A 25,078-nucleotide genomic window follows, 5' to 3' on the forward strand; every position below is an offset into this window, starting at 1 on the left:
ATACAGGAAGGAGATTCCTTGTGGTCCATATCACCAAGTGTATGTAGATTCCCTATAGTTACCTTCCTGCATCTGTCTTTTAAAAGTATATAAAATTTGTACTGTATACGCTTGTGGTAAAGGTATGAGATCCCCACGGGGATGACAAAGGAGGAAAAGTTTTGTGGAACTGAGTAAATACTATCTGGTATTACTCCTGGTTTTCCTGTAGTAAGGTACTGCTCAGGCGCTTTAACTCAGTTTCTGCCGCTTTGGCTTCGTACTGGATATCAATGAGCCGGTTTTCGGCCACCAGCTGGTTCCGCTGGGCCTCGCGCAGCTCAATGGCGGTTAACAAGCCCAGTTTGTAGCGTTCCAGGGCAATTTCGGCGTTCTGCCGGGCCAGGTCCAGGTTAGAGGTCTCCAGGTCCAGCAGCTGTAGCCGGTTGGTGTAGCGGTTGTAGGCACGTGTCGCATCCGACTGCAGGCGGTTCTGCTCCCGCTGAAGCGCAAGTGAATTTGTCTCGATGGCAATCTGGGAATTCTGGACCTGCCGGTTTATTTCGAAGCCGTTAAACACAGGTATGCTTATCGTTAAGCCATAGTTAAAGCCTTGTCTTCTGCTTTCGTTGGTACCAACCGTATTACCAAATATAACAGGATCCTGCAAAGAGCGGTTGAGGCCATAGGCGCCGGCAATACCAACCACGGGGAGGCGTTGTGCACGGGCAGTTCGTAAATCAAAAAGGGCAATCTCACGGTTTATGCGCAGGCGCTGCAGGGTAGGGTTATAAGACTGCAGCTGGTTAGACACTGTTTGCAACCGGAGGTCTTTTTCCACTTCAATCACATCCTCAACCGTAAAGTTGGTGTTGGGGTCGCGGCCCAGCAACTGGTTCAGGTTTACCTTGGCCAGCTGCAGCAGTTCCTGCTGCCGGAGCAGCTCAGAGCGGTCGGCGTTGTAGTCGACCCGGGCACGCAGAATCTCCACTTTGGCACTTACCCCTACGTTGTATTGCTCCTGTGTAATGGTAACGCGCATTTCCGAAATGGCAATGGCATCTTCGATCGCCTCTATTTTACGCGCCTGGCGCACCACATCGTGGTAGGCATTGCTGATATCTGCCACTGTTGTCTCCACTGTTGCCTTTGTAAAAAACGCCCCGGACTTTTCGAGCGCTTTCAGGCGGTTGTGGTTGATAAACATGCGCCCGCCATCAAAAAGAGTCCAGTTCAGCACCATGCTGCTGTTGGAGGACCTGTTGGTGGAATTGTTGACAATACGGGGCTCGTTATTCTCAAACTGGTTGCGGACGTCGTTCCGGGAAAAATCGCGGGTATGGCGGGCGTCTACGGACGGCAGGAAGCCTGCGTTTCCCAGGGTAACATTATTTGCGGCAATTTCCTGCTCTTTCGAGACGATCTGGATATCGTAATTATGGGCAAGTCCTATCCGGACAGCCTGCTCCAGGGTTAGTTGTTCCTGGGCAAAAACCTTACTCTGGAAAAAGCACAAGACACCGGCCAGGAAAAGTGCAGTATTCTTTATGGATGACATTTATTTTTATTTCTAACGCGATTGAACTTTGTGTACTCTGAATATGCCGGTTACTTTAGTGCCGGCACAGGCTCCTGCGCTGCCTGATTCGGATGCTTTTCATCTTCGTCGCCCAGGTGGGTTGGCTTGATGTAAGCCGTAGAGAAGTAGGAATAAATGGCGGGGATGATGTAAAGCGTAAGCCCCGTCGAGAAGATCAGACCGCCCACCACGGCAATACCCATCGATACCCGCGTTTCGGAACCGGCACCCAGGGCCAGCGCAATCGGCAAGGTGCCCAGGATCGTAGAGAGCGACGTCATCAGGATGGGGCGGAAACGGGAAACGGCTGCTTCTTTGGCTGCTTCCAGTTTGTGCAGACCGGCTTCTTTTTTCTGGTTGGCAAATTCCACGAGCAGGATGCCGTTTTTCGTTACCAGCCCCACCAGCATGATCATACCAATCTGGCTGAAGATGTTGAGGGTCTGGTCGAAGAACCAGAGGCTAAGCAGCGCCCCCACCAGCGCCAGCGGCACCGTGAACATGATAATAACCGGGTCGCGGAAGCTTTCGAACTGTGCGGCCAGTGCCAGGTAAATCAGCCCCAGGGCGAGCAGGAAAGCAAACATCAGGCTGCTGGCGCTCTCGGCAAAGTCGCGGGACTGGCCGGCCAGGGAGGTCTGGTAGGTTTCGTCGAGCACCTGGTCTGCTATGGCGTCCATGGCGGCGATACCGTCGCCCACGGTTTTGCCTTTGGCCAGCGAGGCGCTGAAGGTGGCAGCGGCGAAGCGGTTAAAGCGGTACACCTGCGGCGAGGCGCTTTCTTCCTTCAGGTCGATCAGGTTGTCGAGCTGCACCAGTTCGCCGGCGTTGTTTTTGACGTAGAGGCTGCGCAGGTCGAGCGGTTCGCTACGGTTTTCGCGTGCCACCTGCCCCAGCACCTGGTACTGCTTGCCGCCCCGGATAAAGTACCCGAAGCGCTGCCCGCTCATGCCCAATTGGATGGTTTGGGCTATATCGCGGATAGTGACGCCCATGGCCTGTGCTTTCTCGCGGTTAATTTCTACGCGCAGTTCCGGCTTGTTAAACTTCAGGTTCACATCCACAAACGCAAAGGTTGGGTCCTGCTGGGCCGCCTCCAGGAAGGGCGGAATGATCTCGCGCAGCTTCTCCATGCTCTGCGACTGCACCACGAACTGCACCGGCTGACCGGCACCCCGTCCGCCACCCAAGCCCTTATCGCCGGAAGCAAAAGCCCTGGCGCCGGGTATCTGGTTGATCAGGCGTGGCAGCTCTTCCACGATCTCCTGTTGTGATTGATTGCGTTCTTCCGGCCCAACCAAACGCAGCCGGATAAAACCGGAGTTGGAGTTGCGGGTCATGGTGGTGATGCTTGAAATGCCGCTTATCGAATCGTTGATCAAAGCGGTCAGTTCGTTCATGTACTGGTCCATGAATTCAAAAGAGGCACCTTCCGGACCGGTGGCATTGATGCGGAGGCCGCTGCGGTCTTCGTCAGGCGTCAGCTCCGACTGCAGGCTCGTCATCTGCCACCAGATAGCGCCTACCGATAGCACGATCAGCACAAAGGCAACCCAGCGTACCCGCATAAAGCTCTCCAGGCTGCTGCGGTAAGCATTGGTGAGGGCAGCGAAGAAAGGCTCGGTTTTGCGGTAGAACCAGTTCGGCCGTTCGCGGTGCTTGAGCATGCGCGACGACATCATGGGCGTGAGCGTGAGCGACACAAACGACGAAATAATTACCGAACCCGCCACTACGATACCAAACTCGCGGAACAGGCGGCCGGTGGTGTCTTCGAGGAAGGCAACCGGCATAAACACGGCTGCCAGGGCAACAGTGGTGGAGATAATGGCAAAATAAATCTCGGCAGCGCCTTTCTTAGCTGCCTTCATGGGTTGTTCGCCGTTCTCTATCCGGGTATAGATGTTCTCCAGCATCACAATCGCGTCGTCCACTACCAAGCCAATGGCCAGGACCACACCCAGCAGCGTGAGCACATTGACGGAAAAATCCATCAGGTACATGATGAAGAAAGCGCCGATCAGCGAAACCGGAATAGCCACCACCGGGATAACCGTAGAGCGCCAGTCGCGCAGGAACAGGAAGATGATGACCACCACCAGGCCGAAAGCCACAAAAATGGTTTCCTTTACCTCGGAAATGGAAGCTTTGATGTACTTGGAGTTATCGAAGCCGATGGTCAGCTCCAGGTCGTCGGGAATGTCTTTTTTGATGAATTCGAGGCGTTTGTAAAACTCATCGGCAATTTCTACCTGGTTCGAGCCGGGCTGCGGAATGAGCACGACGCCAATCATGGGAATGCCGTTGTAGCGCAGCACCGTTTTTTCGTTTTCAGGAGCCAGCTGCGCATAGCCCACGTCGCGGAACCGGATAAGCCGGTCAGCATCCTGGCGGATAATCAGGTTGTTGAATTCTTCGGGCGTGGAAATGCGGCCCATGGTCCGTACGGAGAGCTCTGTGGTGGCACCTTCTATACTGCCCGAAGGCAGTTCCACGTTCTGCCGCCCCAGGGCCTGCTGCACTTCCAGCGGGGTTATGCGTAGTGCCGAGAGCTTTTCCGGGTCCATCCAGAGGCGCATAGAATAGCGCTTATCGCCCCAGATGCTGATGGCACTGATGCCCGGAATGGTCTGCAGCTGCTCTTTAAACACGTTGGCGCCGATGTCGGACAGCTCCAGCAGCGAACGGGTTTCGCTCCGGATGCCCAGGAACAGGATCGGGTTGGCATCAGCATCTGCTTTGGCAATGGTGGGTGGTTCAGCATCCTCCGGGAGCCTGCGCTGCGCCCGCGCTACGCGGTCGCGCACATCGTTAGCTGCTGCCTCCATATCCACACCTAAGTTAAACTCCACCGTAATGTTGCTGCTACCGTCGCTGCTGGTAGAGGTAAGGGTCCGGATGCCGGCAATCCCGTTGATGGACTCTTCCAGCGGTTCCGTTATCTCCGACTCGATGGTTTCGGCGTTGGCGCCGGCATAACTTGTGGACACGTTCACGATAGGCGGATCGACGCTGGGATACTCGCGTACCCCCAGGAATTTAATGCCGATTACCCCGAACACGATAATCGTGATGCTCATCACGATGGCCAGCACGGGGCGCCTGATACTGATGGTTGATAAACTTGCCATATATTTCCTTCAGTTCCGGTGGCGTTTCACCGGAAGTACTATGTTAACTTTTTGGTAACGCTAAAATCAAAACAGAAACAGCATTGGTTTCCGCTGCAGGAGACTGCGTTCCGCTTCGAAAAGTGGTCTGCAGAATAGGTGGAGTGTTGGTTTCGTTTTTCGGCTCCGGTTGCTATACGCCCGGAGCAGGGGCTGCGGTTTGCTGCTGATCCGGAATATCTTCGTTGCCTTTTTTTACTTTCCGGATTCTAAGATCGGAGCCCGGGCGCGCCTGCAAAATACCGGAGCTGATAATGGTGTCGCCGGGCTCGATGCCTTCCATGATCTGGATCATGGTTTCGGAGCGCTGCCCGATCTTTACCATCTGCGGCTGCGCTTTGCCGTTTTTAGCTAAAAACACCTTATGGCCGGTGGCTTCCGGGATGATGGATTCGGTCGGGATAAGAATTGCCTCGTCCATTTGCTTTAACGTGAGGTTCACCTGTACAAAAGCGCCTGGCTTTATTTCCTCGTTTTTGTTTTCGTACAGCGCCCGGATCGGAAGAGTGCGGGTAGCAGGATCGATGCTGGGCTGGATGGCGTAAATCCGGGCCTCGTACATTTCCGGGCTTCCTTCCGAAGTAAATGTTACCTTGTCGCCGGTTTTAACGGACTGGCTGTAGCGGCCCGGAATCGAAAACTCTATTTTAACGGGGCTCACATCCACAATACGGGCAATAGGCGTAGTGGCAGTTACAAAGCTCCCCTCGCTTACCTGCCGCAGGCCCACCACGCCGCTGAAAGGAGCCCGGATGTAGGCCTTGTCCAGGGTGGCCTGCAGTGCGCGGATATCGGCATTGACCATGGCCAACTGGTTGCTGACCTGCTCGTACTCCTGTTTGCTGATGTATTCTTTCTCCAGCAGCGTGCGCTGGCGCTCTTCCATGTCGCGGTACAGTTTCTGGTTCGATTTGAGTTTCTGGAGCTGTGCCCGCAGGTCTTCGGCATTTACGGTGAGCAGCAGTTGCCCCTGTTTCACGTGGCTGCCTTCCTCGAACCGGATGTTGGTGACCCGGCCCGGAATCTCGCTGCGCAGCTCCACCTCCTCGTTGGGAAGTACGGTGCCGGTCGTGGAGATCCTGTTCTGATAAGCAGTAGGAGAAACTACAAACACATCCACGGCCACTTTCTGGGCCATCGGTCCTGACGGCGGTCCCGCCTGTGTTTTTGTATCCTCGCCCGTAAAAAATTTTGTAACAAGTAGGTACGCTACCGCAGTAAGTGCAGCCAACAGCAAAATTGTCTTTAACGATTTGTTCATTTAGGTAATAAAGCGCTTATTATGGCAAAATTTGGTAACTGGCCAGGCCAGTTGTTGTAAGTTTAGATGAAAGCTGGTTTAAAGTTTAAACATTAAACTAAGCGTAAACCAGTAAATCAGCCTGTAAAGTTCACCCTAAAAAACAAAACTTACAAAGCCTCTTTAGTTCCGGTACCGGTTGTTCCGTAGGTATAAGACAAAATTCAGCGCGTTTGGTTTAAACAGGAAGCGGAATAAAACTGAAAAATTTACAAACAAGAATTTGCGCCACATGAAAAGTACGAAAGAAAACTTTTTTCAGAATGTTTACGAAGTCGTCAAGCTGATCCCGCCGGGGAGGGTGACCTCGTATGGTGCCATTGCCGGTTACCTGGGGGCAAAAGGATCGGCACGGATGGTAGGATGGGCGCTGATTGCCTCGCAGCCTTTTACCGGCATTCCCGCGCACCGGGTAGTGAACCGGAACGGACTGCTGACCGGGAAGCAGCATTTCGAAGCGGCCAATGCCATGCAGGAGCGCCTGGAGCAGGAGGGTGTGCAGGTAGAAAACGACAGGGTAGTGGCATTTGAGCAACTCTTCTGGGATCCTTCCAAAGAACTGTTGTAGCGTTTTGCTAAAAAAGTAAAGCCCCTGGACCGGTTTTTACCAGGTCAGGGGCTTGTACTCAATCTGTCTAAAAACTACTCTGTACTAAAATCTTAGCTTCTGGCTTTGTAGTGGTACTGCGAGAAGAGCGTATAATTGCCCTGGGCATCCGGCGTGCGGATAGCTTTCATGAAGGTGCCGTCCGGGAAGAAGATGTATTGCAGCTGCATAGGGGTGCCGTTTCGGCTTCCCCATTTCTCCAGCCCCGATTCGGGTGTCAGCAGCAGGGTGTTGTTTTCCGGGAACCACTCGCCTGTAAGCAGGAGGGTGCTTTTGCCGGTGTTGTCTATCTGCACAAACTCAAAGCGTTTATTTTTTTCGGAATAGCTTAAAAAGCCTTCGCCTTCTTCGATACTACCGTCGGGTTTTACAATTTTAAACTGCTCGCGCACATAGGTGGCCTGGTTCTGTTTGCTGAAGCTGGCGTTGCCTTTAGAAGTGAGGAACTGCTTGCTTTGCGGTTGCCACAACGAGTAATCTACCTGCCAGTTGCCTGCCACTTTTTGCAGGAGTTCATTTGCTTCTTCGGTTGTAACTCTTTTTGCTTTCTGCGCTTTAGTGATGGGGGCTGCCCATACCAGCAGCACGGCTGCCAGTAGGAAAATAACTGCTTTTTTCATTGTTTTATTTTTTTAGGTTTTAGTTTGCGTTGTTGCCCGGGAGCCTGTAACTGCCAGAGAACGATACAAATATAGGCTGAATTTATGGAACCGGGCTCGTGATTTAGACTAACCCGGGGTAGTTCTAGCCCGAGGGCAATATTATCCGGACAAACGCTTTTGGAGGAGCGCAAAGTATCGACAAACGGGAGGGCGGCTGTGACGTGATGTTCTTCCGAATCAGGAGGTTGCGTAGATAAGTGCCGGTGCTGGGCAGGAGGAGCAGAGGCTGTGGTGGCTGCTGCAGATAAAAAAAGCGGCCTGTTGAATTAAAAAATACAGGAGCGTTGTTACAGGAACAGGTGCAAAGCTGTCAGATTACTTTGTATCTTCATTGGGCGGGAAATTAACAAGGCGTTCGGGGCTTCCGGGCTGTGGCGTCCTGCATCCGTAAAACTTATTTATTTCTGTTAAATCGTGAATATCACCAAAAAGAAACAATACTACCCGATTTCAAAAGGACTGCGGCAGTACCTGAAATCGTACCACCGGACCTTAAAGCTGCCCATAAAATACGAGGACCTGCTGCGCTTCTCCGATTCGTTTCCGCATTACGACAAAAAGGGAAAGGACACGCTATGGGAAACCGTGATGTACGACAACTACATGCAGGATGAGCTGCGCGAGGGGCTTACCCAGATTTATGCCCTTCTCAAAACAGACGGCGATATGTCGGTGATGGAGCACCTCTACATCTCCCGCATCGACCACTGTACCTTTGGCAATTCGCAGCCCTTCCGGATACAGGTCATGAACCAGCTCAACGACAACTACGAGTACTATTACATCAAGCGGGCCGATGCGTCGCGGGTGTACGGGCTGGAGCTGGAGCACATTCTCTCGCCAAGCCGGATTAACTACCTGGTGTTCGACGAAACGCTGATAGAGGAGCATATTGCCGGTATTCCGGGCGACGTGTTTATGAACGAGTACCTGAACAGGCCGCTGTCGAACCAGGTGCGCATAGCCAAAGAGTTTGTGAAATTTAACGAACGTTGCTTTATCCGGCTGCTGGGCGATATGCGCTCTTACAACTACGTGATCGACATAACGCCTGATTTCGAGGATGAGCAGTACCGGGTGCGGGCCATCGACTTCGACCAGCAGTCGTACGAGGGGCACAAGTCCATGTACTTTCCCAAGTACTTTAAAGACAACAACAAGGTAATCAACCTCGTGCTCAGCCTGCTCGACCCCAAAACCATGGAGCAGTACCAGAGCGAGGAGCGCACGCTGCTGTTCCGGAGGCTGAAAACGGCACGCTACCGCCTTAAAGACCTGATCGACTGCATGCGCTGCGACACCATCTCGACACCCGAAAAAGTGGAGATGCTGAAGCAGGAACTGGCCAAACACCACAAGTCGGATGAGTTCCTGAAATGCAAGTCGATGGGCGACCTGGTGCGGCTGAACCTGAAAACCGTGCTTACCCGCGAGCCTAAAATAAAGGCAGGCAAAGTATAGGCGCCACAGGTGGGCAAATGGTCTGCTAAAAATTTTTCTTTTTATTTGGACTGATTCTAAATAGGTGTTACCTTTGTTGTGTAATTGAACAGCAGCCCCTGCGAAGACAACAGAAGACCATGCACCCGACAACAGATAAAACCGAAATTTACGCAACCCCAGCAGGAACCGTTTACCAGTGCGACCGCCGGAACAGGCTGCTGCTGAGCTTTTCCGGTTCCGTAACGGTGTTGAAACTCGATACGTTCCTGCGCCTGCAGAAAGCCGTTGACGCCATCGACCTGGAGGAAATGGCAGCAAGTACCAACCGTGCTTCGGACCTGGAAATAATTTCGGTTTTCGGCTGCGATCGTTGTTTTGTGCTCACGTTGCCCGAACTTTACGCACTGAACGATTTACTGGCAGGCGCAAAGTTTGCTCTGGAGCTCAACCGCATGCTGCACGAGTGCCTGAGCTGCACCCTTGCCTAACAATAACAGGAGCAATTATTTATAGTGGAAAGCACAGCGAAGGCTGTGCTTTTTGTATTTAGACTTCTTCCATATTTCTGCGCAGCCATACTTCGTAACAACCAATCGCTTATATTTAGGGTATTACAGAAGAGGTGCTTTCCGTTAAAGGCACCCGCTTTATCAGAAATATAAAAAACAGGAAATAACTATGAAGGACTTACTCAGGCTCAGAACATCGCTTACAGAAGAGATAGAGAAAATTCTAAACGATCAGATAAAAATGGAAGCCGAATCATCGGCTTTGTACCTGGCTATGTCGTCGTGGTGCGACCGCAACGGCTTCGACTTTAGTGCAGGCTATTTTAAAAAACAATCCGACGAAGAGCGGGAGCACATGCTGCGGCTTTTCAAATATGTATCCGACATGGGAGGCAGGGCCGTTTCGCCGTCCATCGCCAACGTGCCGGTGGAGTTCGACTCGTTCAGGGGAATATTTGAATTGGCGTTGCAGCAGGAGATCGATGTGACAAACTCCTTTAACCGCATCGCCGACCGCTGCATGAAGGCCAAAGACTATATGACCTTCTCGTTTGTGCAGTGGTTCCTGAAAGAGCAGATAGAAGAAGAATACGTGGCGCGTCGTGCCCTGGAGCTGTTCGAAATGATTGGAGAGGAAGGAACCGGACGCTACGAAATAGACAAGCGGGTTCCCAAGATCTCTTACGAAGACACTTACGAAGCTTAACAAAAAAGGCCTCCGGAAATGTCCGGAGGCCTTTTTTGTGGTTTCTGCAGCAGCAGCAGTGGTGCATGGCTACTTTTTGTCAGAATCCAGGATGTGCTCCTGGAACGCCTGCCTCGCCTGCTGTTCGTTTACATGGTGCAGCCAGGCATTGGCGGGTTGCATGCTCATAACAGGAGCGAAGTCGCAGCGGTCGGTGCAGTCGGTTTTTATTACCTCAACGGTGTTTTTCAGGCCCATATCCTTAATCATGCTTCGGAAGAGCTTAGCCAGTTCTTTGCCGCCTTTCTTTTTGCACTTGCTGCCTGTGCACACATAAATTACTTTATCGGGTATCTCAAATCCTTTGCTCATATGCTAATGTACTCCTTTGCGGGTTTAAAGTTAAGGAGCAGAACGGAGTTTAAAAATAGTACTGCACCTGCCACCATTCCTTTACCTGCTGCGTATTTACTTTGCTCTTCAAAATAGTTAACTTGTAGGCGTACCATACCAGAATTTTTATGCAGAAAAGACACTTGGCGTTTCTATCGCTTGCTTTTGCCGGTCTGCTTGCAACAGGCTGCAGTTCTTCCGCTACTACAGAAGGAACTACCGTCGACTCAGCTGAGGCTGCCATGGGGCAGGGGCTGGATCTTGCCAACATGGATACCACGGTTAATCCCTGCGAGGATTTCTACCAGTATGCAAACGGAGGCTGGATCACGAACAACCCGATTCCGGCTTCGGAGAGCCGCTGGGGTGCTTTTAACGAACTGGCCGAAAAGAACTATGCTATTCTGCTGGAACTGCTCACGGAAGCTGCCTCCAATGCCACCGCTGCCAAAGGCACTGCCACCCAACTCGTCGGCGACTTCTATGCAACCGGTATGGATTCTGTTGCTGCCAACAAGGCTGGCCTGGCTCCCATTCAGCCGGAACTGGAAAAGATAGAAGCTATTAAAACGGCAGATGACCTGGTAAAGGTCCAGGCGGAGCTCCTGCAGAAAGGCATGACCGGCTTCTATAACCTCTATGTGGCCCAGGACGATAAAATTAGCACCCAATACGCGCTGCAGGCCTACCAGGATGGGCTCGGGCTGCCCGACCGGGATTATTACCTGAAAAACGACGAACGCTCCAAAAAAATAAGAACAGCCTATGTAGAGCACCTGCAGAACATATTCCGCTTGCTGGGCGATGATGCGGCCACGGCGCAGCAAAAGGCACAGACGGTGTTCCGTTTCGAGACAAGCCTGGCCAAAGCCTCCAGGACCCGGGTGGAACTGCGCGACCCTTATGCGAACTACAACAAGATTAGTGTGCAGGAGTTTAACAGGCAGTACCCGAACCTGCGCTTACCACTGGTGCTGGCGGGTGTAGGCGCACAAAATGTAAATGAAATCATTGTAGGCCAGCCTCCTTTCTTTAAAGAACTGAACAGCATGCTTACGCCCACTGCTGTAAACGACTGGAAAACCTACATGCAGTGGCATTTGTTACAGACCGCAGCCCCTTACCTGAGCCAGGAGTTTGTGCAGGAGAACTTCAACTTCTATGGCAAAGTCCTGAGCGGGACCGAGCAGATGCAGCCCCGCTGGAAGCGGGTACTCCGCTCCACCGATGCCGCGCTGGGCGAGGCGCTGGGGCAGCTGTATGTGCAGAAAACCTTTTCACCACAGGCAAAGCAGAAGGCACTGGAGATGGTGAACAACCTGCAACTGGCGTTTAAAGAGCACGTGCGCGACCTGGACTGGATGAGCGAAGAAACCAAGCAGCAGGCGCTGGAGAAGCTAAATGCCTTTGCCGTTAAAATCGGCTACCCCGATAAGTGGAAAGACTACAAGGGGTTGAGCATCAGCCGCGATGCCTATGTTTCGAACGTGATGCGGGCCAACCAGTTCCTGTACCAGGAGAACATCGACAAGCTTGGGAAACCCGTGGACCGGGCCGAGTGGTTTATGTCGCCGCCCACGGTGAATGCCTACTACAACCCCACCATGAACGAAATTGTGTTTCCGGCAGGCATCCTGCAGCCGCCTTTCTTCGACCCACAGGCCGACGATGCGGTAAACTATGGCGGCATGGGAGCTGTGATCGGGCACGAACTTACCCACGGCTTCGACGACCAGGGCGCCCAGTACGACTTTGAAGGAAACCTGAAAGACTGGTGGACCAAAGCCGACCAGGAGCAGTTTACGGCGCGCGCTAACGTAGTAGCCGACCAGTACAGCCAGTACACCGTGCTCGACAACCTGCACGTAAACGGAAAACTGACAATGGGCGAAAACATTGCCGATATCGGCGGATTGAACATTGCCTATACGGCGCTGCAGAAGGCGCTCAGCAAAAAGAACCCCGGAAAAATTGCAGGATTTACACCGGAGCAGCGTTTCTTCCTGGCGTGGGCGCAGATCTGGCGCATCAATGTGCGCGACGAGTATCTGAACCAGCAAATCCTGACCGACCCGCATTCGCCGGGCAGGTTCCGCACCAACGGGCCGGTTTCCAATCTGCCCCAGTTCTACGAAACCTTTAACTGCAACGAAAACGACAAGCTCTACCGTCCGGAAAAAGACCGGATTAAAATCTGGTAGCAGCAGGAAAAATATGTTCATGCAGCAGTAACACAAACGGGGCGGCAACTTTTGTTACCGCCCCGTTTGTGTTACTGCATTATTTACTGTTTCTCTGCCTCGATAATTTTAATTTTATGAGGCACAATTTCTTTCGGCCAGTCGTTGCCGTCAACCGGCTCTTCTGCAATTTTATCTACCACGTCAAGACCTTCAATCACTTCGCCAAACACGGTGTATTCGTGGTCGAGGCTGGGTTCGCCGCCGATGGTGGTGTAGGCTTCAACCTGCTCCGGCGTGTATTTCTTGCCATACTGGGCTTCGTAGGCGCGTACTTCCTCAATGGTTCTGGGTTTGCCCTGCACAATGTAAAAGTTATGAGACGATGATTTTTTCTCCGGATTCCGCTCGTCGCCGTAGCGTGCCATTGCCAGGGCGCCTTTTTTATGAACATATTTCGGATTAAACTCTGCCGGAACTTTGTAGGGGCCCTGTTTCATGGTCCGGTTGTCGGAATCTCCTCCCTGAATCACCAGTCCTTTTACCACCCTGTAAAATTCGCCCTGGTCGTAGAAACCGGACCTGGCAAGCCGTACAAAATTTGCGCGGTGCAGGGGCGTGTCTTTGTAGAGCCGCACTTTTATGTCGCCGTGGCGGGTGCTGATAACAGCTAGCGTATCGGGATGTTCTTTTCCGTAGGCCGTTAAAACTTCCTCCGCATTTTCTGCTTTCAGGGGCTGCAGTTTCGGTTCCTTTTTTGCTGTTGCAGCTACCTCATCCGCAGTTTCCTGTTCTGTTTTTCCGTTGCAGGCCATAAGGAATAGCAGGCAGCCAATCAGCAGTTTCATGCTTTTTGTTGAAAAGGTAGTTGAAAGTGTCGGTATCATAGGTTGTTTTTCTGAATCTCTAAGCTAACAATTATGGCTGAAAAAATCTATCCTGCGCACCTCGGGTACACATTTTTCCAGCTCCAAAGCCATTTAAACCAGCCATGTAGTGGTGTGGCCGCGCTGGTGCAGCAGCAATATAGAAATTGTATATATAGAAGGTTGTTGAATTGTGAATAAAAAAAGGTTTTTTGAAGAAAATTATAATTCTCGTTAGGGTGTGTTTAATTATTTGCTTGTATGATGTTGATATAATGCAAAATTAATGAAGTGATTCGGATTTTTATTGTAATTTATTTTGATAAAAATGATTGCTTATTTTAAATCAATTACGTACGTTAGTAGGACACAAGTAAGTAGTTTTATTGTTGAAACAATCTGTTTATCTATCCACTATTTAAATTATCCCTTATGAAACAAGCTTTTTACCCAAGCAACTTACTGCGCACTATGGTAATGGGGGCGGCAGTGGCGACAGCAGCATTTTCGTTTACAGCCTGTAGCGATGATGCCATAGAGGCACAATCCCCGGTAGTGGAGGTACAGTCCAGCCAGGATAACGGAGCAGTTATCCCCGGTAAATACATCGTGGTGTTCAAAGAAAATGAAAACATGCGCATCAGCCCCAACGCGAGCTACACTGACCGGGTTGAATTGGTGCGGGAGATGGGGGTGCAGGTTTTTAGCGGCAGCACTATCAGCAAAGAAAAAATAGACAGGGTATTCGGAAAAGCAATTCTGGGTGTTGTGGCAGATTTGTCTGATGAAGAAGTGGCCAAACTCAGGAAGGATTTCAGAGTAGCTTATATTGAGCCGGACAGGGTAATTTCTTTGGGAAAACCAAGTAGAGAAGAAGATGACGTAAACGCAGCAGCACAGGAAACTCCTTGGGGAATCAACCGTGTAGGGTATGCCGATGGGAATGGTAAAACAGCCTGGATAATAGACACCGGAATAGACCTGGATCATCCAGATCTGAGGGTAAATACCAGCAAAAGCAGAACATTTGTGACAACCGGGAGGGATGCCAAATCTGCCGACGATGGTAACGGTCATGGTACTCACGTAGCCGGTACGATAGCTGCCAAAAATAATTCTACAGGTGTAATCGGAGTAGCTTACGGTGCGACCGTGGTGGCTGTAAAAGTGCTTAACGCACAGGGCAGTGGTTCTTACTCGGGCGTAATAGCCGGGCTAGATTATGTAGCTGCTAATGCTTCCTCTGGCGATGTTGCCAATATGAGTCTGGGAGGACCTGGCTCAAAGGCTTTGGACGATGCTGTAGTGAAAGCTGCTGATGCAGGAGTTCTTTTCGCGATAGCCGCAGGAAACAATGGTAGCCATGCCGGTAGTTATTCACCTGCTCGTGTAAACCATAGCAAAGTGTTTACGGTGTCTGCCATGAACTCATCTAATATCTTTGCCAGCTTCTCTAACTATGGTAACCCTCCTGTAGATTACTGCGCTCCGGGTGTAAGCATCAAATCTACCTGGAAGGATAAAGGCTATGCTACAATCAGTGGTACTTCCATGGCTGCTCCACATGTTGCAGGATTACTGTTACTGAAAGGAACTAGTGGTAGCCTTGGTACAGACGGAAATGTATTAAATGATCCGGATGGCAACGCTGACCCGATTGCCCACAAATAACCAAGTGCTATTCAGATAAAAAGCAAGAGAGGCAGCCAGGCGGCTGCCTCTCTTGCTTTTGCTGCTATACCAGCCGCTTCTGCATTACAAAATCATTCATCCAGAACGGGCCTATCGGAATATCTTCTTCCCGGGCGATGGTGTAGCCGCAGGTTTCGTAAAATAGTTTGGCGGGATTATGCCGGTTTACGTTCAGCTCCAGTACTTTGGCTCCTCTTGCCCTTACGGCTTCCTCGGCAGCTTCTAGCAGCTTCCGGCCGGTGCCTTTGCCCTGCGCTTCCGGGAGCAGGTATAGTTTGTTTAGCTTATAAGTGGCTGTAGTGGTGGCTTTTAGCGAGAAAGCAGCAAAGCCAATCGGCTGATCTGCAGCATACAGTAGCAGAAACACCTGCCCTTCTTCCAGCTGTTGCAGCAGCGCTTCTTCTTCATAAATCTTTTCGAACATGTAATCGATCTGCTCTTTCGATAAAATGCGGCAGTAAGTTGGCTCCCAGATGCGGGCGGCAAGCTGGTGCAGCAGTGGCACATCAGCAGGTGTGGCTTGCCGGATATGAAAGTTGCTGTTCATGATTCCCAATGATGATACTGCAAGTTAAAACTAAAAATCATCAGAAACGGAATTATCCGGTGCAGGCTTTCCTGTGTTGGTTTGTTTCCCGGGGAAAATTGATGATATCAATCACCCGCTTTAGCAACTTCGCAACTTACAATTTTTAGTACCTTGCTGTTGTACTGAAATGAATGTTCATGAAAGCAATTTATTTAGAAGATATAAACAAACCGTTTGAACTGATAGAAACACCCCGGCCTGAGGCTGGTCCCGGAGAAGTTGTTGTGCAGGTAAAAGCAGCCGCCTTAAACCACCGCGATGTGTGGATACAGCAGGGGCGGTATTTTATAAAAGAATACCCCGCCATACTCGGCTCCGACGGGGCAGGCATAGTAACAGAAGTAGGTGAGGGGGTAACGGAAGACTGGCTGGGACAGCAGGTGCTGATTGATCCGACAACCGACTGGGGTGATAGACATAATGTGCAGGCTGCTGATTTTAAGGTTCTAGGAATGCCCGAAGCAGGTACGTTTGCCGAATTTGTAAAAGTAAAAGCAGCCAACCTGCACCCCAAGCCGGAGCACCTGACTTTTGAAGAAGCGGCTGCCCTTCCGCTGGCCGGTGTGACAGGCTATCGAGCTATGTTTACCAAATGCGGCCTGCAGCCCGGGGAGCGTGTGCTGATAACAGGAGCAGGCGGTGGCGTAGCCTTACTGGCGGTGCAGTTTGCTGTAGCCACAGGCGCTGAAGCATGGGTAACTTCCGGTTCAGAAGAAAAAATAGCGAAGGCAATAGCGCTGGGTGCTGCAGGCGGCATCAGCTATAAGCAGGAAAACTGGGGTAAAGAACTTAAAAAGGCAGCAACCGGTTTCGATGTGGTGCTGGATGCTGCCGGAGGCGAAGGTTTTGCGCAGCTGCTAAAGCTGGCAAAGCCTGGCGGACGAATTGCAGTCTATGGCGGCACCACCGGGTTGATTCAACTTGTAAATCCTGCCGATATCTTCTGGAAGCAGCTCTCCATTTTTGGGAGTACCATGGGTACCGCCAGCGATTTTGCCAATATGGTGCAACTGGTACGCGACAAGCAGCTGAAGCCGGTGATTGATAAAATCTTTCCGCTGGAAGAAACCGAGCAGGCCATGCGCTACATGGAAGCCGGCAAGCAGTTCGGGAAAATAATAGTAAAAGTAGGGGAGTAGCCGCACCGGCAGCCCCGTTTTGCAGGAGCAGCGGCTATGGTGGCAGGGGCAGCAGAATAAAATGATAGCTCCGCCCTCAAAAAAATCTGCTGCCGCTGCCACCATAGCCGCTGCTCCTGTTATTTAGTTTCTTTTTTCGGTTTCCAGACGTAGCCGCAGTCGTAGCACTTGAATTTGCGGTTGAAGAAAGGCAGCGGGAAACCAAGTATGAGGTAAGAAATAGAGAAAACGGTTTTCGAGAAAGATTCTTCTGCTATGTGCGTGGAGTTGCAGCGGGGGCAGGTTTCTTCATGCACATGCTCGGGCATGGGCGGCGCCAGTTCAATGTCGTCGTCGATATAATATTCGCTGGTACCTTCCAGTACCTGTTCCACAAGTTGGCGGGCAACGGCTTCGCGGTCCTCGGGCACGCGCAGCTTTACACCGCCCACTGCCACCGAATAAAACGGCTGCACCGATACAATATGCTCATCGCCGAGGTAACAGGGAATACCCTCCGCCTCCAGCCGCCCCTTCACGATATGGGCTTCGGTTGGCTCATTGAACGTAGCGATAGTTACCAGGCGATTCGACATATGTTGTGCAGCTTTAGCAGGCTACTGTTTTTTGGGAGGAAGGTCAAACGCGACCGCATTGTGCTCGAAATGCCCTTTATGAGAGCCATCGCAGAAAGGCTTGTTCTGCGACATGCCGCAGCGGCAGATCGACACCACAGACCGGCCGCCCAGGTGGTACACATTTCCGTCTTTGTCTACAATCTCGAAGTCGCCTTCTACCCGTACCGAGCCATTGTTGTTTATTGTAAGTCTTGTTGTTGCCATAAGTTTCGTTGTTCTAAATATTACACGTGTTAACAAATATACTGCTTTTGCGCTACAGATTGCCTGTTTTTGTGGTTTACTTTGCTGGCATTACGGCGCCTGCAGGGCTGCTGCAACAGGCAAAGCACCCGGACCTGGTGCGGCGAAGGCTGATTTACAGCATGGTGGCATTCTGCACAATGGATAAAAGCTCGTCGCCGGCATCGATGTCGTGGCGCAGGTGCTCCTGAAAGTTCACCGAAACGCGCAAGGCTTTCAGCCCCTGTACGCCCTGCATTTCCTCCAGTTCGAGGTGCTCTACTTCATCCGTAATATAGCCTTCCGATTGCAGGAACTCGATGTAACGCATGTATTCCTGTGCTTCTTTGGGTTGGGTATAAATGATGGCAATTTTTTCCGGTTGCGTCAGGCGCTCTTCCGTGTCGCGGATGGTAGCCTTGTCGATGCGCTTCTTTAAAATTTCGTAGCGGATGTTTTCGGCCCCATCCACGTCAAATTTCTTTTCGTCCAGCCTGAACCGGATGGAGATGGAGGCGCTGTGAACCAGGATCAGCTGTGTGATCTCGAGTGGCAGCTTCAGGTTAGCACGCATGTTCTGTAGGCGGCGCGCAATTTCGCAGGAGAGCATGAGCTGCCACAGGCGCATGTTTTTCAGGTAGATAGGTTGAAAGGCGCCATTGTTGAGCAGCGAAGCGCCAATGTAGATGTTGTATTCCAGCCCGTCGGTTTTATACTTCTCAAAATAATGCGGAAATATCTGCTGCGCCTTCGCCTCCTCCCGGTCCAGGAACGAGGAGATGGTTTCGTTAATCATGTACAGGCTTTCTTCGTAGGCCCGCCGCTTGTTAAACACCACGCCATAGGGGTTATCGATGGCTTTCTGGTAGGCCTTTATGGGGCCGGCTGCCGTAGGGTTCTTTTCCAGGAAGTGGTCGAAAAGCGGCTCTATCTCGCTTCGCAAAAAGTCGAGAATCACATCTTCGTCGCCGGTAGTGAGTTCGTGCACAATGCTTTGCGAGAATTTGTCCAGCTTAAAAACGAGTTCATCCAGAATAGACAGCGACAGGTTGTTTTTGGCCGCCAGCAGCACCTCCTTTGCCAGCACAAGCTGCTCGAGCAGGTCGCCCTGGATGGCCTTGTTGCGTTCTGTGGCCGATCCTCTTATGTCAGATACCCCATACAGCGGGTATACATCCTTGAAAACGATGGGCTCGATTTCGGAGCTGGCGTTTCGTTCGCGTTTTTCCAGCAGGTTAATGGCGGCCTGCGTAAAGCGCCATTCCACAATCGGATGAATGGCGGTATATTTTTCCTTGATGATGTTCTGGATGCTGCTCCTGAGTTCGTCCAGGCCCCGGTTCATGGCTAAGGCAAAAAGCGGCAATATTTCTTTCAGGCGGATGGTGGTCAGGGCGTTCAGCTCTCCGGGAATGTGCGAGGCCAGCTCCAGGAGGCCGATTCTTTTCCCTTCGAACTCGAGCGGGGCAATAATCAGGTTGCGTATGCCCGATTCGAGCAACTGGTTCTCTACGAGCGTGGGGTGCTTAAAAACCTCCAGGTCTTCCACGATAATGGTATGCCCGTAGCGGATAACCGGCTCATAAACGGAGCCCCGCAGGTCGGCCAGGCGCAGGCTGCAGGTGGTAGAAAGTACAAGTCCCTGCCATATTTTGCGGGCATAGTTCGAGTCGAATTCATGCAGCTCCGGGCAGGTAGCAATACCAAGTTGTATGCCGGGCAGTTTAAAGAGCACCCGAAGCTTCTGCTGCAGATTTTCGAATCCTTCATCCGTGCTGATGGCATCTTGGTCCAGCAGGTCGAAACGCAGCGAAGAAATGGTTTCCTCGTTGGTAACATCCGTGAAGTCGTAAATGGCAAAGCCCGTAAATTCAAAGTTTTCCGGGGGCAGCTTCTGCATCCACAGGTCCAGGTCGTGGTAGCGGTTTATCAGGAAGTTTATCATCTGGGGGCTGAGCGTTTTAAGTTCGCCTTTTGCCTTTACTTCCATAAACTTCAAATCGATGGTAAGCTTGTAGTGGCGCTCCAGCTGGGTAAACTTATCCTTAAACGTGAAAATGAACGGCTCATCCACCGTAAAGTTCGCGTTGTAGAACTTGTCCAGGATCAGGGTGTAGGCCGACAGGATCTGCCTGAAAAGGAGCGTTTTTTTGTCGATATTCAGCTTTTCGGGATAGTTGGCGCCATCCAGCAGCTGCAACTCTTCCAGGCGCGGGGTGGCATAAAAGCTTTCGAAATGAAACGGTATAACGGCGGCTCTCAGGTCGTTTTCCCATAAAGCACTCGGGAAAATATCTTCCATGAGGGTGTTTACCGTATTGATATGCTTTTTTATGACACTGCTATCGTGGATAGGTTTTAGCAAGGCGGGGGTGTGCTTCAGCAGGTTAGAAAGTTCTTCTACACGCGACATGTTACAGTTTGGCGTACACTTTAACTTATTCTCCCAGTACGAAGCAAGCGGCCATAAACTGAGCGACGTTTTAAACGGAAACTCATTCGTGCTCAGTTGTATGCTATCTTTATTGGTGATAGAAACAACGGTTTCGTGAAAGCTGCCTCTGTTATTACTCATAAAAAGTTCTGATCGTGTATACTCATTAGGGGCTGGAAACTGAAGGTTAAACTAACCATGTGGCAGGTACAGACTAACAGCCCTACTTTAAACGAAATTCCTGCACAAAAGATGGTACATTTTTCTTTCCTATCCCTTAGTTTTACGACACATACGTGCTTTGGTGCAAGCCGGATGTAATTTAAATATTTGCCAAACGCTATGTTCTGGCATAATTTTTAAGGAGGTACAGTTACAATAAAAAGTAAAATAGCATATGCGTATAGTAAGAACATGGGTGCTGACCATGCTGCTGGCCACCCTGGCCGTAGGGGTGCAGGCCCAGGAGAAATCCAAACTTGAAAAAGACCTTGCCAGCCTGCGTGACTGGATGAGCCGGAAAGCCGGCCAGGCCGATAGTATAACACGTGCTGAATGGCCCGTCATTAAGCGGGAGTTCCGGGAAATGACTGCAAGCCTCGACAGAAACTCCAACAGCATGACCGAAACTGACAAGCAGGAATACGGGCAACTGAAAAGCAAATACCAGACCTGGGAGGAGAAAACCGAAGGCAGCTACGGCGAGCCGCTGAACCGGGACGAGGCCAGGCGCTGGGAAATTGACCTGGTAGGTACAAGTGCCATCAGTAGTGTGACGGCCGAGGAAATGCGCGAAACGTTTACCTACTTTATGGAACAGGTGCGCATCAGCCGCGGGCTCTGGAACCTGCGCGACTGGGACTATGCCGAGCATGTATACCTGCAGCTAAGCGACCGCAAACAGCAGGTGCTGGACAAGATGACCAACGGCGACAAAATTAAGGTGGCGGCGCTGCAGGTTGAGTTTAATACCCTCCGGAAGAGCCACGATGTGCGGGAGAAACTGGAGAGTAAAAAAGAAAAGAAATAGTTTTTAACATTGAATTTAGTGCCAGCAAGCCCCGGTTCTTACTTTCGTAGAGCCGGGGCTTGCCGGTTTTTAGAGTATGTAGCAACACGGGTTTAACAGTAGTTAAACGAAGCAGCAAGGGTGGCTTCTGCCAGAAAAGCTGTACTTTTGCCGCTGCATTCATTCAAAACGGAATTTTGCCATGCATATTGCCATCGTCGGGAACATTGGGGCCGGCAAAACGACGCTTGCTACCAAACTGGCGCATCATTTTAAATGGGACCTGTACCTGGAGGCAGTGGAGGATAATCCGTACCTGAAGGATTTTTACGAGGATATGGAGCGGTGGGCGTTCCACCTGCAGGTGTACTTCCTCAACAGCCGTTTTAACCAGGTAAAGCAGATCCAGAGCAGGAACAGATCCGTGATACAGGACCGGACCATTTACGAAGATGCCTATATCTTTGCCAAAAACCTGCACCAGTCGGGCTATATGAGCACCCGCGACTATAACAACTACCTGGCGCTGTTCCAGTCGATGATTACGATGGTAAAAGCCCCAGACCTGATGATTTACCTGAAGGCAGACCTGCCCAAGCTCATCGGGCAGATCGAAAAACGAAACCGCGCCTATGAAAATAACATCCGCCTGGACTATCTCCGGAACCTGAACGAGCACTACAACAACTGGATGAGTTCTTATAATCTTGGAAAGGTGCTGGTAGTAGATGTAAACAACCTCGATTTTGTGTCGAAGCCGGAAGACCTGGGCGGGATTGTCGAGAAAATACAACGGGAGCTGTTTGGGCTGTTTTAGGCCTGTTGTATTTTTGTCGGTAGGCAGTCCTGTTTCCGGCAGAATTGGGAACCGCGTTTATTTTCTGTATATTGGCTGATTCTCGATAAAACCATACTACCCGATTGCAGGAGCATCAGCATTCGCTTCTGTTCAACATAAAAAACTACGATCGCTGTAATTAAGCAAACCATAATGAAAGTTCTTCATCTACTTTTAGCCTCTGGCCTGGCCACAGCATTAGCCGGCTGTAGCAGCAATAAGCCGGAGGAGCTTGAAACTACCGCTACAGAGCAGGCTGAAACCTCTGCCATCAACCTGAAGCAGAAGTTGCAAATGTATACGCCTGTAAAGCTTACTGCCGACCTGAGTGGCCTGAGTGAAAACGAACGACAGATGATCCCGCTGCTGATAGAGGCCGCCGACATCATGGACGAAATGTTCTGGTACGAAGCCTATGGCAGAGGCGACTCCCTGCTCAATGCCCTCACCGACGAGGAGGCCAGGCAGTTCGTTAAAATAAACTACGGCCCCTGGGACCGCCTGAACGACAACACTCCTTTTATTCCGGGGGTAGGTATGAAGCCTGCCGGTGCAAACTTTTACCCGCGCGACATAACGAAGGAGGAGTTTGAAGCAGCCAGCCTGCCCGAAAAAACCAGCCAGTACACCTTTCTTCGCCGCGATTCCGGCGGAAAACTGGAGACGGTGCCTTACCACGAGTTGTTTAAGGAACAGGTAACGCGTGCCTCGGACCTGCTGTTGCAGGCGGCAACGCTGGCCGAGAACGATGAACTGCGGAAATACCTGAACATGCGGGCGCAGGCGCTGCTCACCGACGATTACCAGCCCAGCGACCTTGCCTGGATGGACATGAAAACAAACAAAATAGACGTTGTGATCGGGCCCATCGAAACCTACGAAGACAAGCTGTTCGGGTACAAGGCAGCGCACGAGGCCTATGTGCTGATAAAGGACATGGACTGGAGCAAGCGCCTGGAAAAATACGCCGCTTTCCTGCCTGAACTGCAGCGTGGCCTGCCGGTGGGCGAAAACTATAAAAAAGAAATGCCCGGCGCCGATGCCGACCTCAATGCCTACGATGTGGTATACTACGCCGGCGATTGTAACGCAGGCAGCAAAACCATTGCCATCAACCTGCCAAACGACGAGGAGGTACAGCTGAAAAAAGGAACGCGCCGTCTACAGCTCAAAAACGCCATGCGCGCCAAGTTCGATAAAATCATGGTACCCATTGCGCAGGAGCTTATTGCCGACGACCAGCAGCAGCACGTTACCTTCGATGCCTTTTTTGCCACTACCATGTTTCATGAGGTAGCCCACGGGCTCGGCATCAAAAACACCATCAACGGGAAAGGCACCGTGCGCGAGGCGCTCAAAGAGCATGCCTCTGCCCTGGAAGAGGGGAAAGCAGACATCCTGGGGCTTTACATGATCACGCAGCTGCACAATAAGAAAGAACTCGAAGGGAAGCTGGAAGATTATTACACCACGTTTCTGGCCGGCATTTTCAGGTCGGTGCGGTTTGGTGCAGCCAGCGCGCACGGAAAGGCCAACATGGTTCGCTTTAATTTTTTCAAGGAGCACGGCGCCTTTGAACGCGATGCCAAAACAGGAAAGTACCGGGTTAATTACGTAAAGATGCGCAAAGCCATGGACAAGCTGTCGGAACTCATCCTGACATTACAAGGCAATGGCGACTATGAAGGCGTAGGCGAACTGCTGGTGAAACAGGGCAACATCAGCCTGCAACTGCAGTCCGACCTGGACCGCCTGAGCCGCAACAATATTCCCGTAGATGTGGTGTTCGAGCAGGGCGTCGACGTGCTGGGACTGTAGAAAGTTAGAAAGTTTAGGAGTTAGAGGGTTTAGGAGGTAGAAAGGTAGAATTTGTATGGGTTGAAAATGTTCAACCCCTACAAAATTTCTACCTTTCTACCTCTCTACCTCCTAAACTTTCCTTCACCTTATGTTATTTTACATGAATTTGAATTTGGGGTAACCTATTGGTAAAATAGGCAGTATGTTAATTTTCAGTCGATTATGTTTTATGAAAATTATAAAAGCTGCATGTAATGAAAAATTTTTATGACTTTAACCTGGATAGCCCGCAGGAGCGCCAGGAGCGAGAAAAGTTATTTCCTGAGCTATCAAAATTTCATATTGCCTTGCGCGAAGAACTAAGCGAGGATGAGTATAACCAATTTTACAGTGCCGAGAAAGAAAGCATGACCCGGCCCGAAAAAGTAAGTACCCCCCGTACCGAAAAAGAAATTAGCAAACCGTTTATGGTGCCCAACCCATCGTTAAACCAAGCCTGGATTCAAGTGTAATATGGAATTGCAAAGATGTTAAAGAAGGTAAACTGCAAAAACGGTTTACCTTTTTTTTATCCTGCCTGGTACTTACTTTTGTGGTTCATACGCTGGCGCTGTTATAAGCTGGCTCAGGATAGCGCTTACTTCTTCGGCCTGGTGCAGCACAATCAGGTGTTCTCCGTTTTTGATACTAATCACGTTGGGCCACTTCCGGAACGGAAGTACCTTGTCCTTGGTGCCGTGAATGTGGATAACCCCTGGAAAAGGAATTGGCTGGCGCCAGGCTAACAGTTGTCCCATCGACCACCGCAAAAATTTTTCATCAATCTCCAGGATTATTTCCCGCAGCAGTTTTTTTGCTTCCGGTGTATGTGCGCCAAAAAACCAGGGCGCCAGCGGCACCATGCTTTGCATCAGTTTCAGGGGAAGGTAGCGGTGCAGGTGCAGGCTGCCCAGCAAACGGTAGTGCCAGGGCAAGGCTTTGCTGGTAGCCAGGCTGGCAATGATCACCAGTTTCCGGGGTTTGAGTATTTTTGCCAGTTCTGTTGCCACCACGCCCCCAAACGAAAGGCCTACCAAAATAGGATGCGGGTCCTCGATCTGGCTTTTCAGGCGCTGCACATATTCCTGTATCGGCTCATCAATACTGGCAGGTGCTATCCACTGCACATGCTTGTAAGGCAGTTCTGGTGGCAGGTGCAAAGACCTGAACATACGCCAGTCTGCTCCAAGGCCGCTGATAAAATAGATCGTGTTCATGGTTTAACTTGTACGGGAGCTACCCGTTCTGAGGTAATTTAACCCTCGCTATTTAGTAAAGCAACAGCTCGTCCGGAAAGTTTCAACAACCGGCAGGTCGGGGTGCTAT

Annotated in this window: 22 protein-coding genes; 11 read left to right on the top strand and 11 right to left on the bottom strand. The window is 51.0% G+C overall.

Annotated features, from left to right (window positions below):
• Nucleotides 1-190: 190 nt before the first annotated feature.
• The 3 genes from DCW36_RS00265 to DCW36_RS00275 form a co-directional block, all read right to left on the bottom strand.
• Nucleotides 191-1,537 carry a TolC family protein gene (locus DCW36_RS00265; protein WP_114782453.1) on the bottom strand — a complete coding sequence of 449 codons (1,347 nt, stop codon included), beginning with the start codon at nt 1,535-1,537 and terminating at the stop codon, nt 191-193.
• 50 nt (nt 1,538-1,587) lie between these two features.
• Nucleotides 1,588-4,689, bottom strand: a complete 3,102-nt coding sequence (locus DCW36_RS00270; RefSeq protein WP_114782454.1) for an efflux RND transporter permease subunit — start codon at nt 4,687-4,689, stop codon at nt 1,588-1,590.
• A gap of 172 nt (nt 4,690-4,861) precedes the next feature.
• Nucleotides 4,862-5,989, bottom strand: a complete 1,128-nt coding sequence (locus DCW36_RS00275; protein WP_114782455.1) for an efflux RND transporter periplasmic adaptor subunit — start codon at nt 5,987-5,989, stop codon at nt 4,862-4,864.
• Between the two features lie 271 nt (nt 5,990-6,260).
• Here DCW36_RS00275 and DCW36_RS00280 point away from each other — a divergent pair, with 271 nt between their 5' ends.
• Nucleotides 6,261-6,596 carry an MGMT family protein gene (locus tag DCW36_RS00280; protein ID WP_114782456.1) on the top strand — a complete coding sequence of 112 codons (336 nt, stop codon included), beginning with the start codon at nt 6,261-6,263 and terminating at the stop codon, nt 6,594-6,596.
• A gap of 92 nt (nt 6,597-6,688) precedes the next feature.
• Here the strand turns inward: DCW36_RS00280 and DCW36_RS00285 are convergent, their stop codons facing one another.
• Nucleotides 6,689-7,255 (bottom strand): DUF1579 family protein, encoded by a 567-nt coding sequence (locus tag DCW36_RS00285; RefSeq protein ID WP_114782457.1) that lies wholly within the window; start codon nt 7,253-7,255, stop codon nt 6,689-6,691.
• A gap of 453 nt (nt 7,256-7,708) precedes the next feature.
• Here DCW36_RS00285 and DCW36_RS00290 point away from each other — a divergent pair, with 453 nt between their 5' ends.
• The 3 genes from DCW36_RS00290 to DCW36_RS00300 all read left to right on the top strand — a co-directional run bounded on the left by DCW36_RS00290 (nt 7,709) and on the right by DCW36_RS00300 (nt 9,955).
• The gene (locus DCW36_RS00290) at nt 7,709-8,758 is read left to right on the top strand and encodes a hypothetical protein (protein WP_114782458.1); all 1,050 of its coding nucleotides are present in this window, start codon (nt 7,709-7,711) and stop codon (nt 8,756-8,758) included.
• A 119-nt stretch (nt 8,759-8,877) separates the two neighbouring features.
• Nucleotides 8,878-9,228 (top strand): hypothetical protein, encoded by a 351-nt coding sequence (locus tag DCW36_RS00295; RefSeq protein WP_114782459.1) that lies wholly within the window; start codon nt 8,878-8,880, stop codon nt 9,226-9,228.
• Nucleotides 9,229-9,418: 190 nt separating this feature from the next.
• Nucleotides 9,419-9,955, top strand: a complete 537-nt coding sequence (locus DCW36_RS00300; protein WP_114782460.1) for a ferritin — start codon at nt 9,419-9,421, stop codon at nt 9,953-9,955.
• Between the two features lie 69 nt (nt 9,956-10,024).
• Here the strand turns inward: DCW36_RS00300 and DCW36_RS00305 are convergent, their stop codons facing one another.
• Nucleotides 10,025-10,306: a (2Fe-2S) ferredoxin domain-containing protein gene (locus DCW36_RS00305; RefSeq protein WP_114782461.1), complete on the bottom strand. Its 282-nt coding sequence runs from the start codon at nt 10,304-10,306 to the stop codon at nt 10,025-10,027.
• Nucleotides 10,307-10,455: 149 nt separating this feature from the next.
• Here DCW36_RS00305 and DCW36_RS00310 point away from each other — a divergent pair, with 149 nt between their 5' ends.
• Complete coding sequence (locus DCW36_RS00310) at nt 10,456-12,528, top strand: M13 family metallopeptidase (RefSeq protein WP_114782462.1); 2,073 nt, start codon at nt 10,456-10,458, stop codon at nt 12,526-12,528.
• Between the two features lie 83 nt (nt 12,529-12,611).
• Here the strand turns inward: DCW36_RS00310 and DCW36_RS00315 are convergent, their stop codons facing one another.
• Nucleotides 12,612-13,355, bottom strand: a complete 744-nt coding sequence (locus tag DCW36_RS00315; RefSeq protein ID WP_240675982.1) for a peptidylprolyl isomerase — start codon at nt 13,353-13,355, stop codon at nt 12,612-12,614.
• Nucleotides 13,356-13,805: 450 nt separating this feature from the next.
• Here DCW36_RS00315 and DCW36_RS00320 point away from each other — a divergent pair, with 450 nt between their 5' ends.
• The gene (locus DCW36_RS00320; RefSeq protein WP_114782464.1) at nt 13,806-15,044 is read left to right on the top strand and encodes a S8 family peptidase; all 1,239 of its coding nucleotides are present in this window, start codon (nt 13,806-13,808) and stop codon (nt 15,042-15,044) included.
• A 64-nt stretch (nt 15,045-15,108) separates the two neighbouring features.
• On the opposite strand, the gene DCW36_RS00325 is transcribed toward DCW36_RS00320, so the two are convergent.
• Nucleotides 15,109-15,612 (bottom strand): GNAT family N-acetyltransferase, encoded by a 504-nt coding sequence (locus DCW36_RS00325; RefSeq protein WP_114782465.1) that lies wholly within the window; start codon nt 15,610-15,612, stop codon nt 15,109-15,111.
• Nucleotides 15,613-15,791: 179 nt separating this feature from the next.
• Between DCW36_RS00325 and DCW36_RS00330 the strand changes: the two genes are divergently transcribed.
• A complete protein-coding gene (locus DCW36_RS00330; protein ID WP_114782523.1) occupies nt 15,792-16,793 on the top strand; it encodes a quinone oxidoreductase family protein in 1,002 nt (333 codons plus the stop codon).
• A gap of 119 nt (nt 16,794-16,912) precedes the next feature.
• Here the strand turns inward: DCW36_RS00330 and DCW36_RS00335 are convergent, their stop codons facing one another.
• The 3 genes from DCW36_RS00335 to DCW36_RS00345 form a co-directional block, all read right to left on the bottom strand.
• Entirely contained in the window at nt 16,913-17,368 is a 456-nt protein-coding gene (locus DCW36_RS00335) for a putative signal transducing protein (RefSeq protein ID WP_114782466.1), read from the bottom strand.
• Between the two features lie 21 nt (nt 17,369-17,389).
• The gene (locus DCW36_RS00340) at nt 17,390-17,614 is read right to left on the bottom strand and encodes a CDGSH iron-sulfur domain-containing protein (protein ID WP_114782467.1); all 225 of its coding nucleotides are present in this window, start codon (nt 17,612-17,614) and stop codon (nt 17,390-17,392) included.
• A gap of 154 nt (nt 17,615-17,768) precedes the next feature.
• Nucleotides 17,769-20,207 carry a GAF domain-containing protein gene (locus tag DCW36_RS00345; RefSeq protein WP_114782468.1) on the bottom strand — a complete coding sequence of 813 codons (2,439 nt, stop codon included), beginning with the start codon at nt 20,205-20,207 and terminating at the stop codon, nt 17,769-17,771.
• A gap of 256 nt (nt 20,208-20,463) precedes the next feature.
• Between DCW36_RS00345 and DCW36_RS00350 the strand changes: the two genes are divergently transcribed.
• The 4 genes from DCW36_RS00350 (at nt 20,464) to DCW36_RS00365 (ending at nt 24,225) form a co-directional block, all read left to right on the top strand.
• Nucleotides 20,464-21,096 carry a hypothetical protein gene (locus DCW36_RS00350; RefSeq protein WP_114782469.1) on the top strand — a complete coding sequence of 211 codons (633 nt, stop codon included), beginning with the start codon at nt 20,464-20,466 and terminating at the stop codon, nt 21,094-21,096.
• Between the two features lie 181 nt (nt 21,097-21,277).
• Nucleotides 21,278-21,892, top strand: a complete 615-nt coding sequence (locus tag DCW36_RS00355) for a deoxynucleoside kinase (RefSeq protein WP_114782470.1) — start codon at nt 21,278-21,280, stop codon at nt 21,890-21,892.
• A gap of 174 nt (nt 21,893-22,066) precedes the next feature.
• Complete coding sequence (locus tag DCW36_RS00360) at nt 22,067-23,731, top strand: dipeptidyl-peptidase 3 family protein (protein ID WP_114782471.1); 1,665 nt, start codon at nt 22,067-22,069, stop codon at nt 23,729-23,731.
• A 236-nt stretch (nt 23,732-23,967) separates the two neighbouring features.
• Nucleotides 23,968-24,225 carry a hypothetical protein gene (locus DCW36_RS00365; protein WP_114782472.1) on the top strand — a complete coding sequence of 86 codons (258 nt, stop codon included), beginning with the start codon at nt 23,968-23,970 and terminating at the stop codon, nt 24,223-24,225.
• Nucleotides 24,226-24,297: 72 nt separating this feature from the next.
• On the opposite strand, the gene DCW36_RS00370 is transcribed toward DCW36_RS00365, so the two are convergent.
• Nucleotides 24,298-24,969 carry an alpha/beta fold hydrolase gene (locus tag DCW36_RS00370; protein WP_114782473.1) on the bottom strand — a complete coding sequence of 224 codons (672 nt, stop codon included), beginning with the start codon at nt 24,967-24,969 and terminating at the stop codon, nt 24,298-24,300.
• Nucleotides 24,970-25,078 lie beyond the last annotated feature (109 nt).

The sequence above is a fragment of the Botryobacter ruber genome, from assembly GCF_003347595.2.
Classification (GTDB): Bacteria; Bacteroidota; Bacteroidia; order Cytophagales; family Hymenobacteraceae; genus Pontibacter; species Pontibacter ruber_A.